Origin of the sequence: Streptomyces sp. NPDC050738, assembly GCF_040654175.1 — a bacterium.
In the GTDB taxonomy this organism is placed as follows: domain Bacteria; phylum Actinomycetota; class Actinomycetes; order Streptomycetales; family Streptomycetaceae; genus Streptomyces.
Genome location: NZ_JBFAHN010000006.1, coordinates 459,056 through 477,062, shown reverse-complemented (window position 1 = coordinate 477,062; position 18,007 = coordinate 459,056). Strand labels below are relative to the sequence as shown.

14 protein-coding genes are annotated in these 18,007 nt (G+C 67.4%); 12 read left to right on the top strand and 2 right to left on the bottom strand.

Annotation, left to right across the window (positions count from 1 at the left end):
• Nucleotides 1-11: 11 nt before the first annotated feature.
• The gene (locus tag AB0H78_RS19180; RefSeq protein ID WP_363235618.1) at nt 12-299 is read right to left on the bottom strand and encodes a hypothetical protein; all 288 of its coding nucleotides are present in this window, start codon (nt 297-299) and stop codon (nt 12-14) included.
• 301 nt (nt 300-600) lie between these two features.
• On the opposite strand from AB0H78_RS19180, the gene AB0H78_RS19175 reads away from it, so the two are divergent.
• The 12 genes from AB0H78_RS19175 to AB0H78_RS19120 all read left to right on the top strand — a co-directional run bounded on the left by AB0H78_RS19175 (nt 601) and on the right by AB0H78_RS19120 (nt 16,867).
• Nucleotides 601-2,634 (top strand): ABC transporter family substrate-binding protein, encoded by a 2,034-nt coding sequence (locus AB0H78_RS19175; RefSeq protein ID WP_363235617.1) that lies wholly within the window; start codon nt 601-603, stop codon nt 2,632-2,634.
• 291 nt (nt 2,635-2,925) lie between these two features.
• On the top strand, nt 2,926-4,797 hold the full coding sequence (gene typA / locus AB0H78_RS19170) for a translational GTPase TypA (protein WP_363235616.1): 1,872 nt from the start codon (nt 2,926-2,928) through the stop codon (nt 4,795-4,797).
• A gap of 418 nt (nt 4,798-5,215) precedes the next feature.
• Nucleotides 5,216-6,847, top strand: coding sequence for an ABC transporter substrate-binding protein (locus AB0H78_RS19165; RefSeq protein ID WP_363235615.1), 1,632 nt, complete (start codon nt 5,216-5,218; stop codon nt 6,845-6,847).
• Nucleotides 6,848-6,988: 141 nt separating this feature from the next.
• Nucleotides 6,989-7,918, top strand: coding sequence for an ABC transporter permease (locus AB0H78_RS19160; RefSeq protein ID WP_363235614.1), 930 nt, complete (start codon nt 6,989-6,991; stop codon nt 7,916-7,918).
• Complete coding sequence (locus AB0H78_RS19155) at nt 7,911-8,852, top strand: ABC transporter permease (protein ID WP_363235612.1); 942 nt, start codon at nt 7,911-7,913, stop codon at nt 8,850-8,852. Before AB0H78_RS19160 ends, AB0H78_RS19155 begins: the two co-directional genes overlap by 8 nt.
• Nucleotides 8,853-8,866: 14 nt before the next feature.
• Complete coding sequence (locus tag AB0H78_RS19150) at nt 8,867-9,925, top strand: ABC transporter ATP-binding protein (protein WP_363235611.1); 1,059 nt, start codon at nt 8,867-8,869, stop codon at nt 9,923-9,925.
• The gene (locus AB0H78_RS19145) at nt 9,918-11,039 is read left to right on the top strand and encodes a dipeptide ABC transporter ATP-binding protein (protein WP_363235610.1); all 1,122 of its coding nucleotides are present in this window, start codon (nt 9,918-9,920) and stop codon (nt 11,037-11,039) included. The genes AB0H78_RS19150 and AB0H78_RS19145 overlap by 8 nt, the downstream gene beginning before the upstream one ends.
• Before the next feature lie 206 nt (nt 11,040-11,245).
• Entirely contained in the window at nt 11,246-12,877 is a 1,632-nt protein-coding gene (locus AB0H78_RS19140) for an ABC transporter substrate-binding protein (RefSeq protein WP_363235609.1), read from the top strand.
• A gap of 85 nt (nt 12,878-12,962) precedes the next feature.
• Entirely contained in the window at nt 12,963-13,886 is a 924-nt protein-coding gene (locus AB0H78_RS19135) for an ABC transporter permease (protein ID WP_363235608.1), read from the top strand.
• The gene (locus AB0H78_RS19130) at nt 13,879-14,847 is read left to right on the top strand and encodes an ABC transporter permease (protein WP_363235607.1); all 969 of its coding nucleotides are present in this window, start codon (nt 13,879-13,881) and stop codon (nt 14,845-14,847) included. Before AB0H78_RS19135 ends, AB0H78_RS19130 begins: the two co-directional genes overlap by 8 nt.
• 6 nt (nt 14,848-14,853) lie before the next feature.
• Complete coding sequence (locus tag AB0H78_RS19125; RefSeq protein ID WP_363235605.1) at nt 14,854-15,840, top strand: ABC transporter ATP-binding protein; 987 nt, start codon at nt 14,854-14,856, stop codon at nt 15,838-15,840.
• Complete coding sequence (locus AB0H78_RS19120) at nt 15,821-16,867, top strand: dipeptide ABC transporter ATP-binding protein (protein ID WP_363235604.1); 1,047 nt, start codon at nt 15,821-15,823, stop codon at nt 16,865-16,867. The genes AB0H78_RS19125 and AB0H78_RS19120 overlap by 20 nt, the downstream gene beginning before the upstream one ends.
• Here the strand turns inward: AB0H78_RS19120 and AB0H78_RS19115 are convergent, their stop codons facing one another.
• A complete protein-coding gene (locus tag AB0H78_RS19115) occupies nt 16,868-17,989 on the bottom strand; it encodes a dipeptide ABC transporter ATP-binding protein (protein ID WP_363235603.1) in 1,122 nt (373 codons plus the stop codon).
• Nucleotides 17,990-18,007: the final 18 nt, after the last annotated feature.

Here is an 18,007-nt window from a genome sequence, read left to right as displayed (position 1 = left end):
CTCCAGAGACGTCAGGGTGCGTGCCGGTCACGCGCGCCGAGACCCTCGTCGTCCGAGTCCGTCCACAGCGCCGCATCGTAGGGGGTGTCGGGAATGGTGATCAGGTCGGCTCTGTCCCGGGGCTGATCCCGCGGTACGGAGTCACGCAGCAGCGCGAGGGACTCGCGGAGGTGGGCCGCGTCGGTGCGTACGCGGCGGATCTCCAGGCCGGTGCCGACCTGCTGTTCCAGGCGGCCGACGGACCGGGTCAGATCGTCGAGACAGTGCTGAGCAGCCGTCAAATCGTCCTGCAGGGACATGACTTGCCTCACTTCCGCCGGTGCGGACGGCAACACTTGCGCGTCGGAGAGTGTCGCGCGTCACATCCCCACTTGTGAAGGGATGCGCACGAACTCCGGTAGCGCAGATCGCCGCGCGCCCCTCCGATGGCGGCCGCGCTACGCCGCACGGGTGGGTTCCGGACGCCCCCGCGCCGTGTCGCCCGCTCCTCTCCCCACTGGTCCTCTTCAGTGAATAGGCAATACGTGTGATCAGCTTCAAATGCCACCAAAAGCGAAGAATCCGGTCTATTTCGGTACCCGCCCCCCGGAGGTTCCAGCCATGTCCAGAGCGAAGCGACTGCTTCCCGTCGCGCTCCTCACCACTGGTGTACTCGCCCTGGCAGGCTGCGGCGCCAGTGACGACGCCGACTCCGCCCCGGCCGCCCCCCAGGACGTCGCCCCCGCGGGCCGCGCCGAGCTCGCCGACGGCGGCACGCTGCGCTGGGCCGTCGACGCGATGCCCGAGACGCTCAACGCGTTCCAGGCCGACGCCGACGCCACCACCGCGCGCATCACCGGCGCCGTGCTCCCCAGCCTCTTCACGCTCGACGCGAAGGGCCGTCCGCAGGCCAACCCCGACTACCTGGAGTCGGCCAAGATCGTCACGGCCGAGCCCAAGCAGGTCGTCCTCTACCGCCTCAACCAGAAGGCGGTCTGGAGCGACGGGCGCGAGATCGGCGCCCCCGACTTCGTCGCCCAGTGGCATGCGCTCAGCGGCAAGGACTCCTCGTACTGGACCGCGCGCAACGCGGGCTACGACCGCATCGAGAAGATCGAGAAGGGCGCCGACGACCTGGAGGTCAAGGTGACCTTCTCCAAGCCGTACGCGGACTGGCGCTCCCTCTTCTCGCCGCTGTACCCGAAGGAGGTCATGGGCTCCCCGACCGCCTTCAACGACACGGCGCGCACGGCGCTGAAGGAGACCGCGGGCCCCTTCAAGGTCAAGGAGCTCGACCGGGACAAGGGCACCACCACGCTCGTACGCGACCCGCGCTGGTGGGGCACGCCCGCCAAGCTCGACTCGCTCGTGCTGACCGCGGTCCCGCGCGAGAAGCGCGCCGCGGCCCTCACCGCGGGCAGCCTCGACCTCGCCGACGTGGACGCCGCCGTCGCCGACCGGATCACCCGCGCATCCGAGGACAAGAACGCGGGCGTCACCGGCGGCCCCGCCGCGGCGATCACCCCGGTCAGCGCCCTGCGCTCCTGGGCCCTGGCGCACGGCTCCGAGGGCGAGGAGAAGGCCGCCGCCGCACGCAAGGCCCGCAAGCAGACCCAGGCCGCGATCAAGGTGTACGACGCCCAGCAGTCGAACCTGCGCGGGTACGACGTCCGCAAGTCCCTGGAGCCCGCCTACACCCAGCTCGCGCTGAACGGCAGCTCGGGCCCGCTCGCCGACGAGCGCGTACGCCGCGCGGTCGCCCGCGCCCTGAACCGCGAGGAGCTCGCCGCCGACGTGCTCAAGCCGCTGGGCCTGCCCGCGGAGGCACCCGGCAGCCACCTCGCCCTGGCCGGCCAGGAGGCGTACGCGGACAACAGCAGCGCACTCGGCGACCAGGACACCCACGAGGCCCAGGCCCTGCTCGCCGACGCGGGCTGGAAGCAGGGCGGCGCCGCCCCCACCGCCAAGCCCGAGGGCGCCAAGGCGGGCAGCAAGGCGGACCAGGACGGCAAGCAGGACGGCAAGCACGACGGCCGGCACGCCGACGGCCACGGTCACCGGGTCGACGGTGCGTACGCACCCACCGGCACCCGCGCCCCGGCCGGCGGTGTGCCGTCGAACGTGCTGACCAGGGACGGGAAGCCGCTGACCCTGCGCTTCGTGCTCCCCTCGGGCCCCGGTTCGGAGTCGCTGCGCGCCACCGGTGAGCGGATCACGCAGATGCTGGACGCCGTCGGGATCACCACCGAAGTCACCAAGGTCTCCGACGACAGCTACTTCAAGGACCACGTCGCGTCCGGTGACTACGACCTGGCGCTCTACTCCTGGCCCACCACCGCCTACCCGGCCACCGACGGCCGCCCGATCTACGCGAAGCCCGTGCCCGCCGCCGACGGCTCGCTCACGGTGGAGCAGAACTACACCCGGGTCGGCACCGACCACATCGACCAGCTCTTCGACCAGGCGGCCGGTGAGCTGGACGAGGACGCTTCCCGCGATCTGGTGGAGCAGGCGGACGCCCGGATCTGGGCGGCTGCAGGATCGATCCCTCTCTACCAGCGCCCGCAGCTGGTGGCCGCCCGGCAGACCGTCGCCAACGCCGGGGCCTTCGGCTTCCAGACCCCCCGCTACCAGGACATCGGCTTCACGAAGTAGTCCCCGTACACGAGCCGTGAAGCTCAGATCGAGCTCAATACCCTTGCCCGCCGGCCACCCCGGCGGGCAAGGTCGTTTCCACCTCTTGACCCGAGGGCAGCTTCACCGCAGGTCCACCCCCCATGCACCGACTTTTCTCGTCCGGAACGGCTCGATACGGCCGCTGAGGATCGCCCGGGAAGCCCCCGGCGCGCCAGCCCCGTACCATGGGGCATAGCCGTGGCCTGTTCGCCCGGCGGGCGGACTCAGCAGAAACGCCGCATCCCACGATCGAGAGAAGCGCTAGCCAGTATGCCCACGCGCCATGACATTCGTAACGTCGCCATCGTCGCCCACGTCGACCACGGCAAGACCACCCTGGTCGACGCCATGCTCAAGCAGGCCGGCGCCTTCGCCGCGCACGCCGCCGAGCACCTCGACGACCGCATGATGGACTCGAACGACCTGGAGCGTGAGAAGGGCATCACGATCCTGGCCAAGAACACGGCCGTGAAGTACCACCCGAAGGATGGCGGCGACGTCATCACCATCAACATCATCGACACCCCCGGCCACGCCGACTTCGGTGGTGAGGTCGAGCGCGGTCTCTCGATGGTGGACGCGGTCGTCCTTCTCGTCGACGCCTCCGAGGGCCCGCTGCCGCAGACCCGCTTCGTGCTCCGCAAGGCGCTGCAGGCCCGGATGCCCGTCATCCTCTGCATCAACAAGACGGACCGCCCGGACTCCCGGATCGACGAGGTCGTCAACGAGACGTACGACCTGTTCCTGGACCTGGACGCGGACGAGGACCAGATCGAGTTCCCGATCGTCTACGCCTGTGCCCGTGACGGCGTCGCCTCGCTGACCAAGCCGGAGAACGGCACGGTCCCGGCGGACAGCGAGAACCTGGAGCCGTTCTTCAACACGATCCTCTCGCACGTCCCCGCCCCCGAGTACGACGAGGACGCCCCGCTCCAGGCCCACGTCACCAACCTCGACGCGGACAACTTCCTCGGCCGTATCGCGCTGTGCCGCGTCGAGCAGGGCGAGCTGCACAAGGGCGACACCGTCGCCTGGATCAAGCGCGACGGCACGATGTCCAACGTCCGCATCACCGAGCTGATGATGACCGAGGCGCTCACCCGCAAGCCCGCCGACAAGGCCGGCCCCGGTGACATCTGCGCGATCGCCGGTATCCCGGACATCATGATCGGCGAGACCCTGGCCGACCCGGCGAACCCGATCGCGCTGCCGCTGATCACGGTCGACGAGCCCGCCATCTCGATGACCATCGGCACCAACACCTCGCCGCTCGTCGGCAAGGGCGGCAAGGGCCACAAGGTCACCGCCCGCCAGGTGAAGGACCGCCTCGACCGCGAGCTCATCGGTAACGTCTCGCTCCGTGTCCTCGACACCGAGCGCCCGGATGCCTGGGAGGTCCAGGGCCGTGGTGAGCTCGCGCTCGCCATCCTGGTCGAGCAGATGCGCCGCGAGGGCTTCGAGCTCACGGTCGGCAAGCCCGTCGTCGTCACCAAGCAGGTCGACGGCAAGACGTACGAGCCCATCGAGCGCATGACGGTCGACTCCCCGGAGGAGCACCTCGGCGCCATCACGCAGCTCATGGCGACCCGCAAGGGCCGTATGGAGACCATGACGAACCACGGTTCGGGCTGGATCCGCATGGAGTGGATCGTCCCGGCGCGTGGCCTCATCGGCTTCCGTACGGAGTTCCTCACGCAGACCCGCGGCACCGGCATCGCGCACTCGATCTTCGAGGGCCACGAGCCGTGGTTCGGCGAGCTGCGCACGCGCCACAACGGCTCGCTCGTTGCGGACCGCGCGGGCTCGGTGACCCCCTTCGCGATGGTCAACCTGCAGGAGCGCGGTGTCATCTTCCTGGAGGCCGGCACCGAGGTCTACGAGGGCATGATCATCGGTGAGAACTCGCGTGCCGACGACATGGACGTGAACATCACCAAGGAGAAGAAGCTCACCAACATGCGTGCGGCCGCCGCCGACAACACGGAGAATGTCGTCCCGGCGCGCAAGCTCTCCCTGGAGCAGTCCCTGGAGTTCTGCCGCGACGACGAGTGCATCGAGGTGACCCCGGAGACCGTGCGTATCCGCAAGGTCGTCCTGGACGCCAAGGAGCGCGGCCGTACGGCTTCGCGCGCCAAGCGCTGACGCACTGACGCCGGTTCACGCTGAAAGGCCCGGACCCTGCCATCGATCGATGGCAGGGTCCGGGCCTTTCGTCAACTCCTTTTAGCCGGCGAAGCGTCCGGATATCGACCGTCGCTCTCCGGCTTGCGTGTTAACAGTCCGTTTCGTGCGTGTCTGTCTCGACTTGGTTTGTCCGGATTTCGGGTCTACGCGCGGGTACGCGCGGGACTGATGTTGTCAAACCGAGACCCTTTAAGTGTGGTTTACAGCCTGGTCGTACTTAATAGTTGCCTCATTGAGCTCGGGTCAATGGGTCAACCACTTTGGGGAGTGTCGACTCACGAGCACACTCGGGGCACTTGGTGCCATCGCCTGCAGGGGTGTCGGCGATGATCCAGGGCCCCTCTTGTTAGATCAGTGGACTCATGAGGAGGAACCCATGCGCGGTGCCAAGAGCGCCAAGTGGGTCGTCGGCACGATAGCCGTGGCCCTGGCAGCAACCGCTTGTGGCGGCGGCAAGTCGGACAGCGACAACGCCGGAGCCGAGGTCAACCCGGCCGGCGTGCTCAGCTACCAGAGCAGCGAGCCGCAGCACCCGATCCAGCCGGCCAACGTCATGGAGACGGGTGGCGGCCGTATCACCGACGCCCTCTTCGACGGCCTGGTGGACTTCGACGCCAAGACCGGTGCTCTCACGAACACCATGGCCGAAGGCATCACGCAGGAAGACGCCAGCCACTACACCATCAAGGTGAAGAAGGGCTGGACGTTCCACAACGGCGAGGCGGTCACCGCCAAGTCCTTCGTGGACGCCTGGAACTGGGGCGCGGACGCCAAGAACGCACAGCAGAACGCGTCTTGGTTCTCCGACATCAAGGGCTACGACGAGGTTCACCCCGAGAAGGGTGACCCGAAGGCCAAGACCATGTCGGGTCTGTCCACCCCGGACGACTACACGATCAAGGTCGAGCTCTCCAACCCGGCGCCGTACTGGACCTACAAGCTCGGCTACAGCTCCTTCCTGCCGCTGCCGAAGGTCTTCTACACGAACCCGAAGAAGTACGGCCAGGAGCCTGTCGGCAACGGCCCGTACCAGTTCGTGAAGTGGAACCACAACAAGGACTTCCTCACCAAGACGTACGCGAAGTACGCGGGTGCGGAGAAGCCGAAGAACGGTGGTGTGGACTTCAAGTTCTACACAACCTCCGAGGCCGCCTACCAGGACACCGTCTCCAACAACCTGGACATCCTTGACCAGGTCGACCCGAGCGACATGTCCAAGTACCACCAGGACCTCGGCAAGCGCGCCGTGGACGCTCCGCAGAACTCGATCCAGACCATCGCCGTCGCCGAGTACTCGCCGACGCTGAAGGGCGTCAAGGACCGCGGCAAGTTCGTCAAGGGCGTCTCGATGGCCATTGACCGCGCCACGATCACCAAGACGATCCTGGCGGGCTCGCGTACCCCGGCCACCGGCTTCGTGCCGCCGGCCGTCAAGGGCTACGTCGCCGACGCCTGTGGCGAGGCCTGCTCGTACAACCCCGCCAAGGCCAAGCAGCTGATCACCGAGGCCGGTGGCGCCAACGCCACGGTCTCCGTGCTCTACAACGCCGACGGTGGCCACAAGGAGTGGGTGACGGCCGTCTGCGCCAACATCACCCAGAACACGGGCCTCAAGTGCGAGCCCGACTCGAAGGCCGACTTCAAGACGGCCCTCGACGTCCGCACCAAGAAGAAGGTCCAGTCCTTCTACCGCTCCGGCTGGGTGCAGGACTACCCGCTGAACGCCAACTTCCTCAAGGACCTGTACGGCACCACCGCCGCGGGTAACGAGGGTGGCTACTCCAACAAGACGTTCGACGAGCTGACCGCGAAGGCCGACAAGGCCACGACGCTCGACGAGTCCGTCAAGCTGTACGGCGAGGCCGAGAAGGCGCTGTACGACGACATGCCGGCGATCCCGCTCTGGTACTACAAGACGAACGCCGGCTACTCGGCCAACGTCAAGGACGTCACCTACGACACCTTCGGTGTCCCGGTCTTCACCGACGTCCAGGTGCTGAAGAAGTAACCAGGCCGCTGACGGTCGATTCATCCTGGCTCCTTCGCGAAACGCAGGCGCCAACCGTGCATACGACGACCGGCCCGTTCCTCCCTCCCACAAGGAGGGGAACGGGCCGGTCGCCGGAGCGGCTCTGACAATGGAGGCTCCATGGGGCGCTACGTCGCAAGGCGACTGCTCCAGATGATCCCGGTGTTCATCGGGACCACTCTGCTCATCTTTCTGATGGTCTACTCACTCCCCGGTGACCCCGTCCGGGCGCTGTGGGGCGACAGACCTGCCGACCCGCAGGCAATGGCCAGACTGCGGCACGAGTACTGGTTCGACCGGCCCGTGCTGGAGCAGTACTGGCACTACATCAGTGGGGTCTTCCAAGGGAACTTCGGGACCAGCTTCGTCACCGGCCGCAAGGTCCTCGACGTGATCAGCGAAGCGTTCCCGATCACGCTCCGCCTCGCCTTTGTCGCCTTTGTCATCGAGATCGTCGTGGGTCTCACCCTCGGTCTGGTCTCCGGGCTCAACCGCGGCAAGATCGCGGACAAGATCGTCCTCGTGCTCACGCTGCTGCTGATCTCGATCCCGATCTTCGTGCTCGGCTACATCTTCCGTACGGTCTTCGGCAACCAGCTCGGCTGGGTCACCCCGACCGTCCAGGACTCCACCGACATCTCGCAGTTGATCCTCCCGGGCATCGTCCTCGGGTCGCTCTCCTTCGCGTACATCGCCCGGCTCAGCCGGACCTCTCTGGCGGAGAACCTGCGGGCGGACTACATCCGCACCGCGATCGCCAAGGGGCTCCCGCGCCGCAGGGTCATCGGTGTCCACCTGATGCGCAACTCCCTGATCCCCGTGGTGACCTACCTCGGCATGGACCTCGGCGCGCTGATGGGCGGTGCCATCGTCACCGAGGGCATCTTCAACGTGCACGGCATCGGCAACGAGCTCTACCGGTCGATCAACCAGTCGGACAACGCCACCGTGGTCGGCATCGTGACCGTCCTGGTGCTCGTCTATCTGGTGACCAGCCTCCTCGTCGACCTGCTGTACGCCGCTCTGGACCCGAGGATCCGTTATGCCTGAGGCCCTCACCACCACCACCGAGACCGACACCGAGCCTTCGGCCGCTGCCGTTCCGACTCCCGCTCAGGAGAAGGCGCGCAGCCTCTGGTCGGACGCCTGGCACGATCTGCGGCGCAATCCGTTCTTCGTCGTCTCCGCGGTGCTCATCGTCTTCGTCGTACTGGTCGCCGTCGCTCCGGGGCTCTTCACCTCGGTCGACCCCGCCCACGCGGACCTGGCCAAGCACTACCTCGGCAAGCCGAACTACAGCCACTTCTTCAAGGAGGACTGGTTCGGTTACGACGTCCAGGGCCGGTCGGTCTACGCCCGCACCCTGTACGGTGCCCGCGCGTCGGTCATCGTCGGTGTCTGCGTCACCGGGCTCGTCGCCATCGTCGGCGGCATCGTCGGCATGCTCGCCGGATACTTCGGCGGCTGGGTCGACTCGCTGCTCTCCCGGCTGACCGACGTGTTCTTCGGCATCCCGCTGCTCCTCGGCGCGATCGTCGTGCTCAACGCCTTCGCCCACCGCACCGTGTGGTCCGTGGTGATCGCGCTGGTCTTCCTCGGCTGGGTCCAGATCACCCGCGTCATGCGCGGTTCGGTGATCACGGTCAAGCAGGCGGACTACGTCCAGGCCGCCAAGGCGCTCGGCGCCAGCACCGGCCGGATCATGCTCCGGCACATCCTGCCGAACGCCATCGCCCCGGTCATCGTGGTCTCCACGATCGCCCTGGGCGGGTACATCGCCACCGAGGCGACGCTGTCCTTCCTCGGCATCGGGCTCCCGCCCAGCGCCGTCTCGTGGGGCAACGACATCTCCACGGCGCAGACCTCGATCCGTAACGCTCCGCACGCGCTGTTCTTCCCCAGCGCGATGCTCTCGCTCACGGTTCTGGCGTTCATCATGCTCGGCGACGCGGTCCGCGACGCCCTTGACCCCAAGCTGCGCTGAGGAGGGCGTACGACGTGACCATCATCGAAGAAACCGCGAGCGTTCCGGCGCCCCGGTCGGGTGACTCCGACAGCTCTCCGCTGCTCGAAGTCCGCGACCTGCACGTCGAGTTCCACACCCGTGACGGCATCGCCAAGGCCGTCAACGGCGTCAACTACAGCGTCGGTGCCGGCGAGACTCTCGCCGTCCTCGGCGAGTCCGGCTCGGGCAAGTCCGTGACCGCGCAGGCGATCATGGGCATCCTCGACATGCCGCCGGGGAAGATTCCGCAGGGCGAAATCCTCTTCCGCGGCCAGGACATGCTCAAGATGTCCAACGAGGAGCGGCGGAAGATCCGCGGCCAGAAGATCGCGATGATCTTCCAGGACGCGCTCTCCTCCCTCAACCCCGTGCTCTCCGTGGGCTATCAGCTCGGCGAGATGTACCGCGTGCACATGGGTCTCTCCCGCAAGGAGGCCAAGGCCAGGTCCATCGAGCTGATGGACAAGGTCAAGATCCCGGCCGCCAAGGACCGGATCAACGACTACCCGCACCAGTTCTCCGGCGGTATGCGCCAGCGCATCATGATCGCCATGGCGCTGGCCCTCGAGCCGGACCTGATCATCGCGGACGAGCCGACCACGGCACTCGACGTGACGGTCCAGGCCCAGGTCATGGACCTGCTCGCCGAGCTCCAGCGCGAGTACAACATGGGTCTGATCCTGATCACCCACGACCTCGGCGTCGTCGCCGACGTCGCGGACAAGATCGCGGTCATGTACGCGGGCCGGATCGTCGAGACCGCACCGGTGCACGAGCTCTACAAGCGCCCGGCGCACCCGTACACGCGGGGTCTGCTCGACTCGATCCCGCGCCTGGACCAGAAGGGCCAGGAGCTGTACGCGATCAAGGGCCTGCCGCCCAACCTGCTGGCCATCCCGTCCGGTTGTGCGTTCAACCCGCGCTGCCCGATGGCGCAGGACATCTGCCGTACGGACACCCCGGCGCTCGCGCCGGTCGCCGAGCAGGACGGCAGCGAGCTCGTCGGCCGCGGCAGCGCGTGCCACTTCTGGAAGGAGACGATCCATGGCTGACTCGACGCCGAACCTGGCGAAGGTGGACGTGGTCGACGCCTCGACCACCTCCGAGGTGGAGGCCGTGCTCGACGCCCCCGTCGACCGCGGTGAGCCGATCCTCCAGGTCCGCAACCTCGTCAAGCACTTCCCGCTCACCCAGGGCATCCTCTTCCGGCGCCAGATCGGCGCCGTGAAGGCGGTCGACGGGATCTCCTTCGACCTCTACCAGGGCGAGACGCTGGGCATCGTCGGCGAGTCCGGCTGTGGCAAGTCCACGGTCGCCCGGCTGCTGATGACGCTGGAGACGGCGACCGCGGGTGAGGTCTTCTACAAGGGCCAGGACATCACCAAGCTGTCCGGGCGCGCGCTGAAGGCCGTACGCCGCAACATCCAGATGGTCTTCCAGGACCCGTACACCTCGCTCAACCCCCGTATGACGGTGGGCGACATCATCGGCGAGCCTTTCGACATCCACCCCGAGGTGGCCCCGAAGGGCGACCGGCGCCGCAAGGTCCAGGAGCTCCTGGACGTGGTGGGTCTCAACCCCGAGTACATCAACCGCTATCCGCACCAGTTCTCGGGCGGCCAGCGCCAGCGCATCGGCATCGCCCGCGGCCTCGCGCTCAACCCCGAGATCATCATCTGCGACGAGCCGGTCTCCGCCCTGGACGTCTCCGTCCAGGCCCAGGTCATCAACCTGATGGAGAAGCTGCAGGACGAGTTCAACCTCTCCTACATCTTCATCGCGCACGACCTCTCGATCGTCCGCCACATCTCGGACCGGGTCGGAGTCATGTACCTCGGCAAGATGGCCGAGATCGGCACGGACGAGCAGATCTACGACCACCCGACGCACCCCTACACCCAGGCGCTGCTGTCGGCGGTCCCGGTCCCCGACCCGGAGGCCCGCGAGGGCCGCGAGCGGATCATCCTCACCGGTGACGTCCCCTCGCCGGCCAACCCGCCGTCCGGCTGCCGCTTCCGCACCCGCTGCTGGAAGGCCGAGGAGCGCTGCTCCGTCGACATCCCGCTGCTGGCGATCCCGGAGCGCTTCAAGGGCGCCGACACCCCGGCCGCCCATGAGTCGGCGTGTCACTTCGCCGAGGAGAAGGACGTCGTGCACGCGGCGTAATTCCTCCCTGAGCACTACGACTCAGCCCCCGTCCGCCGGTCATTCCACCGGCGGACGGGGGCTTTGTCGTGCGGTGCCCCGGCGACGCGGAACGCGTAGCCCTCCCGGTTCACAATGGTCCAAATGGGGCCGATAAACGTGCATTAAGTCTGGTGTGGGGACATATTTGGGCCTAAGTGAGACTTGAGGACCTGAGGAGGCACTCCATGCGCGGAGCCACGCACGCCAAGTGGACCGCATGCGCGGTCGTCGTTGCCCTGGCGGCGACCGCCTGCGGCGGCGGGGGGGACAGCGGCGGCAGCGGTGGCAGCGGTGGGGTGGTCAGCTCCTCGTGGGGCGACCCGCAGAACCCGCTGGAACCGGCGAACACCAACGAGGTCCAGGGCGGCAAGGTCCTCGACATGCTGTTCCGCGGACTGAAGCGGTACGACCCGAAGACCGGTGCGGCCAAGGACGCGCTCGCCGAGAAGATCGAGTCCTCGGACTCGCAGAACTTCACGGTCACGGTCAAGACCGGCTGGACCTTCTCCAACGGCGAGAAGATCACCGCGAAGTCGTTCGTGGACGCCTGGAACTACGGTGCCCTGCTGAAGAACAGCCAGAAGAACGCCTACTTCTTCGGCTACATCGAGGGCTACGACAAGGTCCACCCGGAGTCGGGCACGGCGTCCGCCGACACCCTCTCCGGGCTGAAGGTCACCGGCGACCAGACCTTCACGATCAAGCTCAACCAGAAGTTCTCGACGTTCCCCGACACCCTGGGCTACGCGGCCTACGCCCCGCTGCCCAAGGCGTTCTTCGACGACCACGACGCCTGGCTCTCCAAGCCCATCGGCAACGGCCCGTACACCGTGGACTCGTACACCAAGGGCTCGCAGATGAGCCTGCGCAAGTGGGACGACTACCCGGGCGACGACAAGGCGCAGAACGGCGGCGTGGACCTGAAGGTCTACACCGACAACAACACCGCCTACACCGACCTGATCGCCGGCAACCTCGACCTCGTCGACGACGTGCCCGCCTCTCAGCTCAAGAACGTCAAGAACGACCTGGGCGACCGGTACATCAACACCCCCGCCGGCATCATCCAGACCCTCGCCTTCCCGTTCTACGACAAGGACTGGAACACCCCGGGCGCGGTCAAGGTCCGCAAGGGCCTGTCGATGGCGATCAACCGCGAGCAGATCACCGACACGATCTTCCAGAAGACCCGCACCCCGGCATCCGACTGGACCTCCCCGGTCCTCGGTGCGGACGGCGGGTTCAAGGAGGGCCTCTGCGGTGACGGCTGCGAGTACAACGCGGCCGAGGCCAAGAAGCTGATCGCCGAGGGCGGCGGCATCCCCGGCGGCCAGCTGAAGATCTCGTACAACGCCGACACCGGCTCCCACAAGGAGTGGGTCGACGCGGTCTGCAACAGCATCAACAACGCCCTGGGCAAGGACTCGGCGTGTGTCGGCTCCCCGGTCGGCACCTTCGCGGACTTCCGCAACCAGATCGGCCAGCACAAGATGACGGGTCCGTTCCGGGCCGGGTGGCAGATGGACTACCCGCTGATCCAGAACTTCCTGCAGCCGCTGTACTACACCAACGCCTCGTCCAACGACGGCCTGTGGACCAACCCCGAGTTCGACAAGCTCGTCGACCAGGCCAACGCGGAGACGGACACGGCCAAGGCCGTCTCCCTCTTCCAGCAGGCCGAAGGCGTACTGCGGGACCAGATGGGCGCCATTCCGCTCTGGTACCAGAACGGCAGCGCCGGCTACTCGGACAAGGTCTCGAACGTCGCGCTGAACCAGTTCAGCGTCCCGGTCTACAACGAGATCAAGGTCAACTGACGCCCGAAGGCAGACGGCCCGGCGCGCACCTCGCGCCGGGCCGCACCCCTTCCCACGACCACGACCACGACCCCCGGAGCCCTTCATGGGACGTTATGTGATCCGGCGTCTGCTGCAGATGATCCCGGTCTTCTTCGGCACCACGCTGCTGATCTTCCTGATGGTGAACGTCATGGGCGATCCCATCGCGGGCCTCTGCGGCGACAAGCAGTGCGACCCCGCGACGGCCGCCCAGCTCAGCAAGGAGTTCGGCCTCGACAAGCCGGTGTGGCAGCAATACCTGACCTACATGGGCAATGTCTTCACCGGCGACTTCGGTACGGCCTTCAACGGCCAGAAGGTCACCGAGCTGATGTCCACCGCCTTCCCGGTCACCATCAGGCTGACCATCGTCGCGATCGTCTTCGAGGTCGTCATCGGCATCAGCCTCGGTGTGGTCACCGGGCTGCGGCGCGGCCGCCCCGTCGACACCCTGGTGCTGATGCTGACCCTGGTGGTCATCGCGATCCCCACCTTCGTCACCGGTCTGATGCTGCAGCTGCTGCTCGGTGTCCAGTGGGGGGTCATCAAACCGACGGTCTCCTCCGACGCCCCGTTCAACGAACTGCTCATTCCGGGGCTCGTCCTGGCCTCCGTCTCGCTGGCGTACGTCACCCGGCTGACCAGGACGTCGATCGCGGAGAACGCCCGCGCGGACTATGTGCGCACGGCCGTCGCGAAGGGGCTGCCCAGACGGCGGATCGTCGTCCGCCACCTGCTGCGCAACTCGCTGATCCCGGTGGTCACCTTCATCGGTACGGACATCGGGGCCCTGATGGGCGGCGCGATCGTCACCGAGCGGATCTTCAACATCCATGGCGTCGGCTACCAGCTCTACCAGGGCATTCTCCGCCAGAGCACCCAGACGGTCGTCGGCTTCGTGACCATCCTGGTCCTGGTCTTCCTGCTGGCGAACCTCATCGTCGACCTTCTCTACGCCGTACTGGACCCGAGGATCCGATATGCCTGAGCCGCAGCCTTACGACCCCGCCATCGCCGGCACCGGTGCCGGCGGCGCAATGGACCTCGCGGTGAGCGAGGCCGGCACCGTGGACGGCGGGCGTCCCCCCAAGGACCCCTCCGAGAAGGCCCGCAGTCTCTGGTCGGACGCGTGGCGCGAGCTGCGCCGCAACCCGGTCTTCATCATCTCCGGTCTCGTGATCGTCTTCCTGGTGATCATCTCGCTCTGGCCCTCGCTCATCGCGGGCGGCAACCCGCTCAGGGCCGACCTCTCCAAGGCCCAGCAGGGCTCGTCGCCCGGCCACCCCTTCGGCTACGACCCGCAGGGCCGCGACGTCTACACCCGGGTCGTCTACGGCACGCGTACGTCGGTGACCGTCGGCGTCTGCGCGACCCTCGGAGTGGCGATCCTCGGCAGCGTCCTCGGTGCGCTCGCCGGGTTCTTCGGCGGCTGGTCGGACTCGGTGCTCTCCCGGATCAGCGACATCTTCTTCGGTATCCCGGTCGTGCTCGGCGGTCTGGTGTTCCTGTCCGTGGTGCCGGGCACCACGGTCTGGCCGGTGATCGGCTTCATGGTCCTGCTGGGCTGGCCGCAGATCGCCCGTATCGCCCGCGGATCGGTGATCACGGTCAAACAGAACGACTTCGTGCAGGCGGCGCGGGCACTGGGCGCGAGCAACTCGCGGATGATGCTGCGCCACGTCGCACCGAACGCCATCGCGCCCGTCATCGTCGTGGCGACCATCGCGCTGGGGACGTACATCTCGCTGGAGGCGACGCTCTCCTACCTCGGGGTCGGGCTCAAGGAGCCGGCCATCTCCTGGGGCATCGACATCTCCGCGGCCTCCGGTTACATGCGCAACGCACCGCACATGGTGCTCTACCCGGCCGGCGCGCTGGCGCTGACGGTGCTCGCGTTCATCATGCTCGGCGACGCGGTGCGCGACGCCCTCGACCCCAAACTGAGGTAAGCGCCCATGCTGCTCGAAGTGCGCGATCTGCACGTGGAGTTCCACACCCGCGACGGTGTGGCCAAGGCGGTCAACGGGGTCAACTACTCGGTGGCCGAGGGCGAGACGCTCGCCGTGCTCGGTGAGTCGGGGTCCGGCAAGTCGGTCACCGCGCAGGCGATCATGGGCATCCTCGACATGCCGCCCGGCAAGATCTCCGGCGGAGAGATCCTCTTCAAGGGCCAGGATCTGCTGAAGCTCAAGGGCGAGGAGCGGCGGAAGGTCCGTGGCCAGGAAATGGCCATGATCTTCCAGGACGCGCTCTCCTCGCTCAATCCCGTACTGACGGTGGGCGAGCAGATCGGTGAACTGTTCACCGTCCACAAGGGGTTGTCCCGCAAGGACGCGAAGACCAAGGCCGTCGAGCTGATGGACCGGGTGCGGATCCCGGCCGCCAAGGAGCGGGTCGGGCAGTATCCGCACCAGTTCTCCGGCGGTATGCGCCAGCGCATCATGATCGCCATGGCGCTGGCCCTGGAGCCCTCGCTGATCATCGCGGACGAGCCGACCACCGCGCTGGACGTGACCGTCCAGGCCCAGGTCATGGACCTGCTCGCGGAGTTGCAGCGCGAGCTCAACATGGGGCTCATCCTCATCACCCACGACCTGGGAGTCGTCGCCGACGTCGCCGACAAGATCGCGGTGATGTACGCGGGCCGGATCGTCGAGACGGCGCCGGTGCACGAGATCTACAAGGCCCCGGCGCACCCGTACACCAAGGGTCTGCTGCAGTCGATTCCGCGCCTGGACCAGAAGGGCCAGGAGCTCTACGCGATCAAGGGCCTGCCGCCCAACCTGCTGCGCATCCCGCCGGGTTGCGCCTTCAACCCGCGTTGCCCGATGGCTCAGGACGTGTGCCGCAGCGACGTACCGCCGCTCGCCAAGGTGTCCGAGACGCGTCAGAGCGCCTGCCACTTCTGGAAGGAGACACTCGGTGACAACGACGCAGCCTGAGCCGATCCTCGAGGTCCGCGACCTCGTCAAGCACTACCCGCTCACCCAGGGCATCCTCATCAGGAAGCAGGTCGGCGCGGTCAAGGCGGTCGACGGGATCTCCTTCGACCTCGCGGCCGGCGAGACGCTGGGCATCGTGGGGGAGTCGGGCTGCGGGAAATCCACGGTGGCCAGGATGCTGGTGAACCTGGAGCGGCCGACCGCCGGGCAGATCAAGTACAAGGGCGAGGACATCACGACGATGTCCGGACGTGCGCTCAAGGCCGTACGGCGCAACATCCAGATGGTGTTCCAGGACCCGTACACCTCGCTGAACCCCCGGATGACGGTCGGCGACATCATCGGGGAGCCGTACGAGATCCACCCCGAGGTGGCGCCCAAGGGCGACCGGCGCAAGAAGGTCCAGGATCTGCTGGACGTCGTCGGGCTCAACCCGGAGTACATCAACCGCTATCCGCACCAGTTCAGCGGCGGTCAGCGCCAGCGCATCGGCATCGCGCGCGGGCTCGCGCTGCAGCCGGAGATCATCGTGGCCGACGAGCCGGTCTCGGCGCTCGACGTCTCCGTGCAGGCGCAGGTGGTGAACCTGCTGGACAAGCTGCAGACCGAGTTCAATCTGAGCTACGTCTTCATCGCGCACGACCTCTCCATCGTGCGGCACATCTCCGACCGGGTCGGGGTGATGTACCTGGGGCGGATGGCGGAGATCGGGACCGACGAGCAGATCTACGAGCACCCGACGCACCCCTACACCCAGGCGCTGCTCTCGGCGGTCCCCGTACCGGACCCGGAGGCCCGCGCGCAGCGCGAGCGGATCATCCTGGCCGGCGATGTGCCCTCGCCCGCCAACCCGCCGTCGGGCTGCCGCTTCCGCACCCGGTGCTGGAAGGCGCAGGAGCGGTGCGCGCAGGAGGTTCCCGAGCTGGCGGTGCCGGCGGTGTTCCGGCTGGAGAAGGGGCCGGCGCAGCACGACTCGGCCTGCCACTTCGCGGAGGAGAAGGTCGTGGTGCCGCCGTCCCAGGGGTAGTTACTCGCTTTCCAGGGTGCGCAGGGCCGGGTCGAGGATGATGTCCTCCGCCCGGTCCGCGGCGTCTGTGGTGGGGTCCTCGGGGAAGTGGCAGGCCGTGAGGTGGCCGGCGCCGTTGCCGGAGATCTGCACCAGCGGGGGCTCCTCGGCGGCGCACTTGTCCTGGGCCTTCCAGCAGCGCGTACGGAAGCGGCAGCCCGATGGCGGGTTGACCGGGGACGGGACGTCGCCCGCCAGCCTGATGCGCTCGCGGCTGCTGTCCTCTTCGGAGTCGGAGAGGGCGGCCTCGGGGACCGCGGACAGCAGGGCGTGGGTGTAGGGGTGGCGGGGGCGGAGGTAGATCGCGTCGCGGTCGCCGACCTCGACGATCTTCCCCAGGTACATCACGGCCACGCGGTGCGAGAAGTGGCGTACCACCGCCAGGTCGTGGGCGATGAACAGGAACGCGATGTCCAGTTCGCGCTGCAGTTCCTGGAGCAGGTTGACCACCTGGGCCTGGATGGAGACGTCCAGGGCCGAGACGGGTTCGTCGGCGATGATGAGCCTGGGTTCCAGGGCCAACGCCCTTGCCACGCCGATGCGTTGGCGCTGGCCGCCGGAGAACTCGTGCGGGAAGCGGTTGAAGTGCTCGGGGTTGAGGCCGACGATCTCCAGGAGTTCGCGCACCCGGGTCTCCCGGCCGCCGGCCGGGTTGATGTTGTTGATCTCCATCGGACCCGAGATGATCTTGCCGACCGTCTGGCGCGGATTGAGCGAGGAGTACGGATCCTGGAAGATCATCTGGATCTCGGAGCGGATCGGCGCCAGCTGGCGGCGGTTCGCGTGGGTGATGTCCTGGCCCCGGTAGGTGAGCTTGCCGGCCGTCGGCTCCAGGAGGCGGGTCAGCAGCCGCCCCGTGGTCGACTTGCCGCAGCCCGACTCGCCCACCAGGCCGAAGCTCTCGCCCTGGTAGATGTGCAGGTCGATGCCGTCCACCGCCTGTACGGCGCCGACCCGGCGCTTGACGGGGAAGCCGCCCATGATCGGGAAGTGCTTGGTCAGCCCCTCGGCGGTGAGCAGAACCTCGCCGGGTGCGGCGGACGCCTTGTCCCTGGGCGCGGGGATGGTGGCCTCTTGAGCCATGGTGTGTCGCTCCTAAGA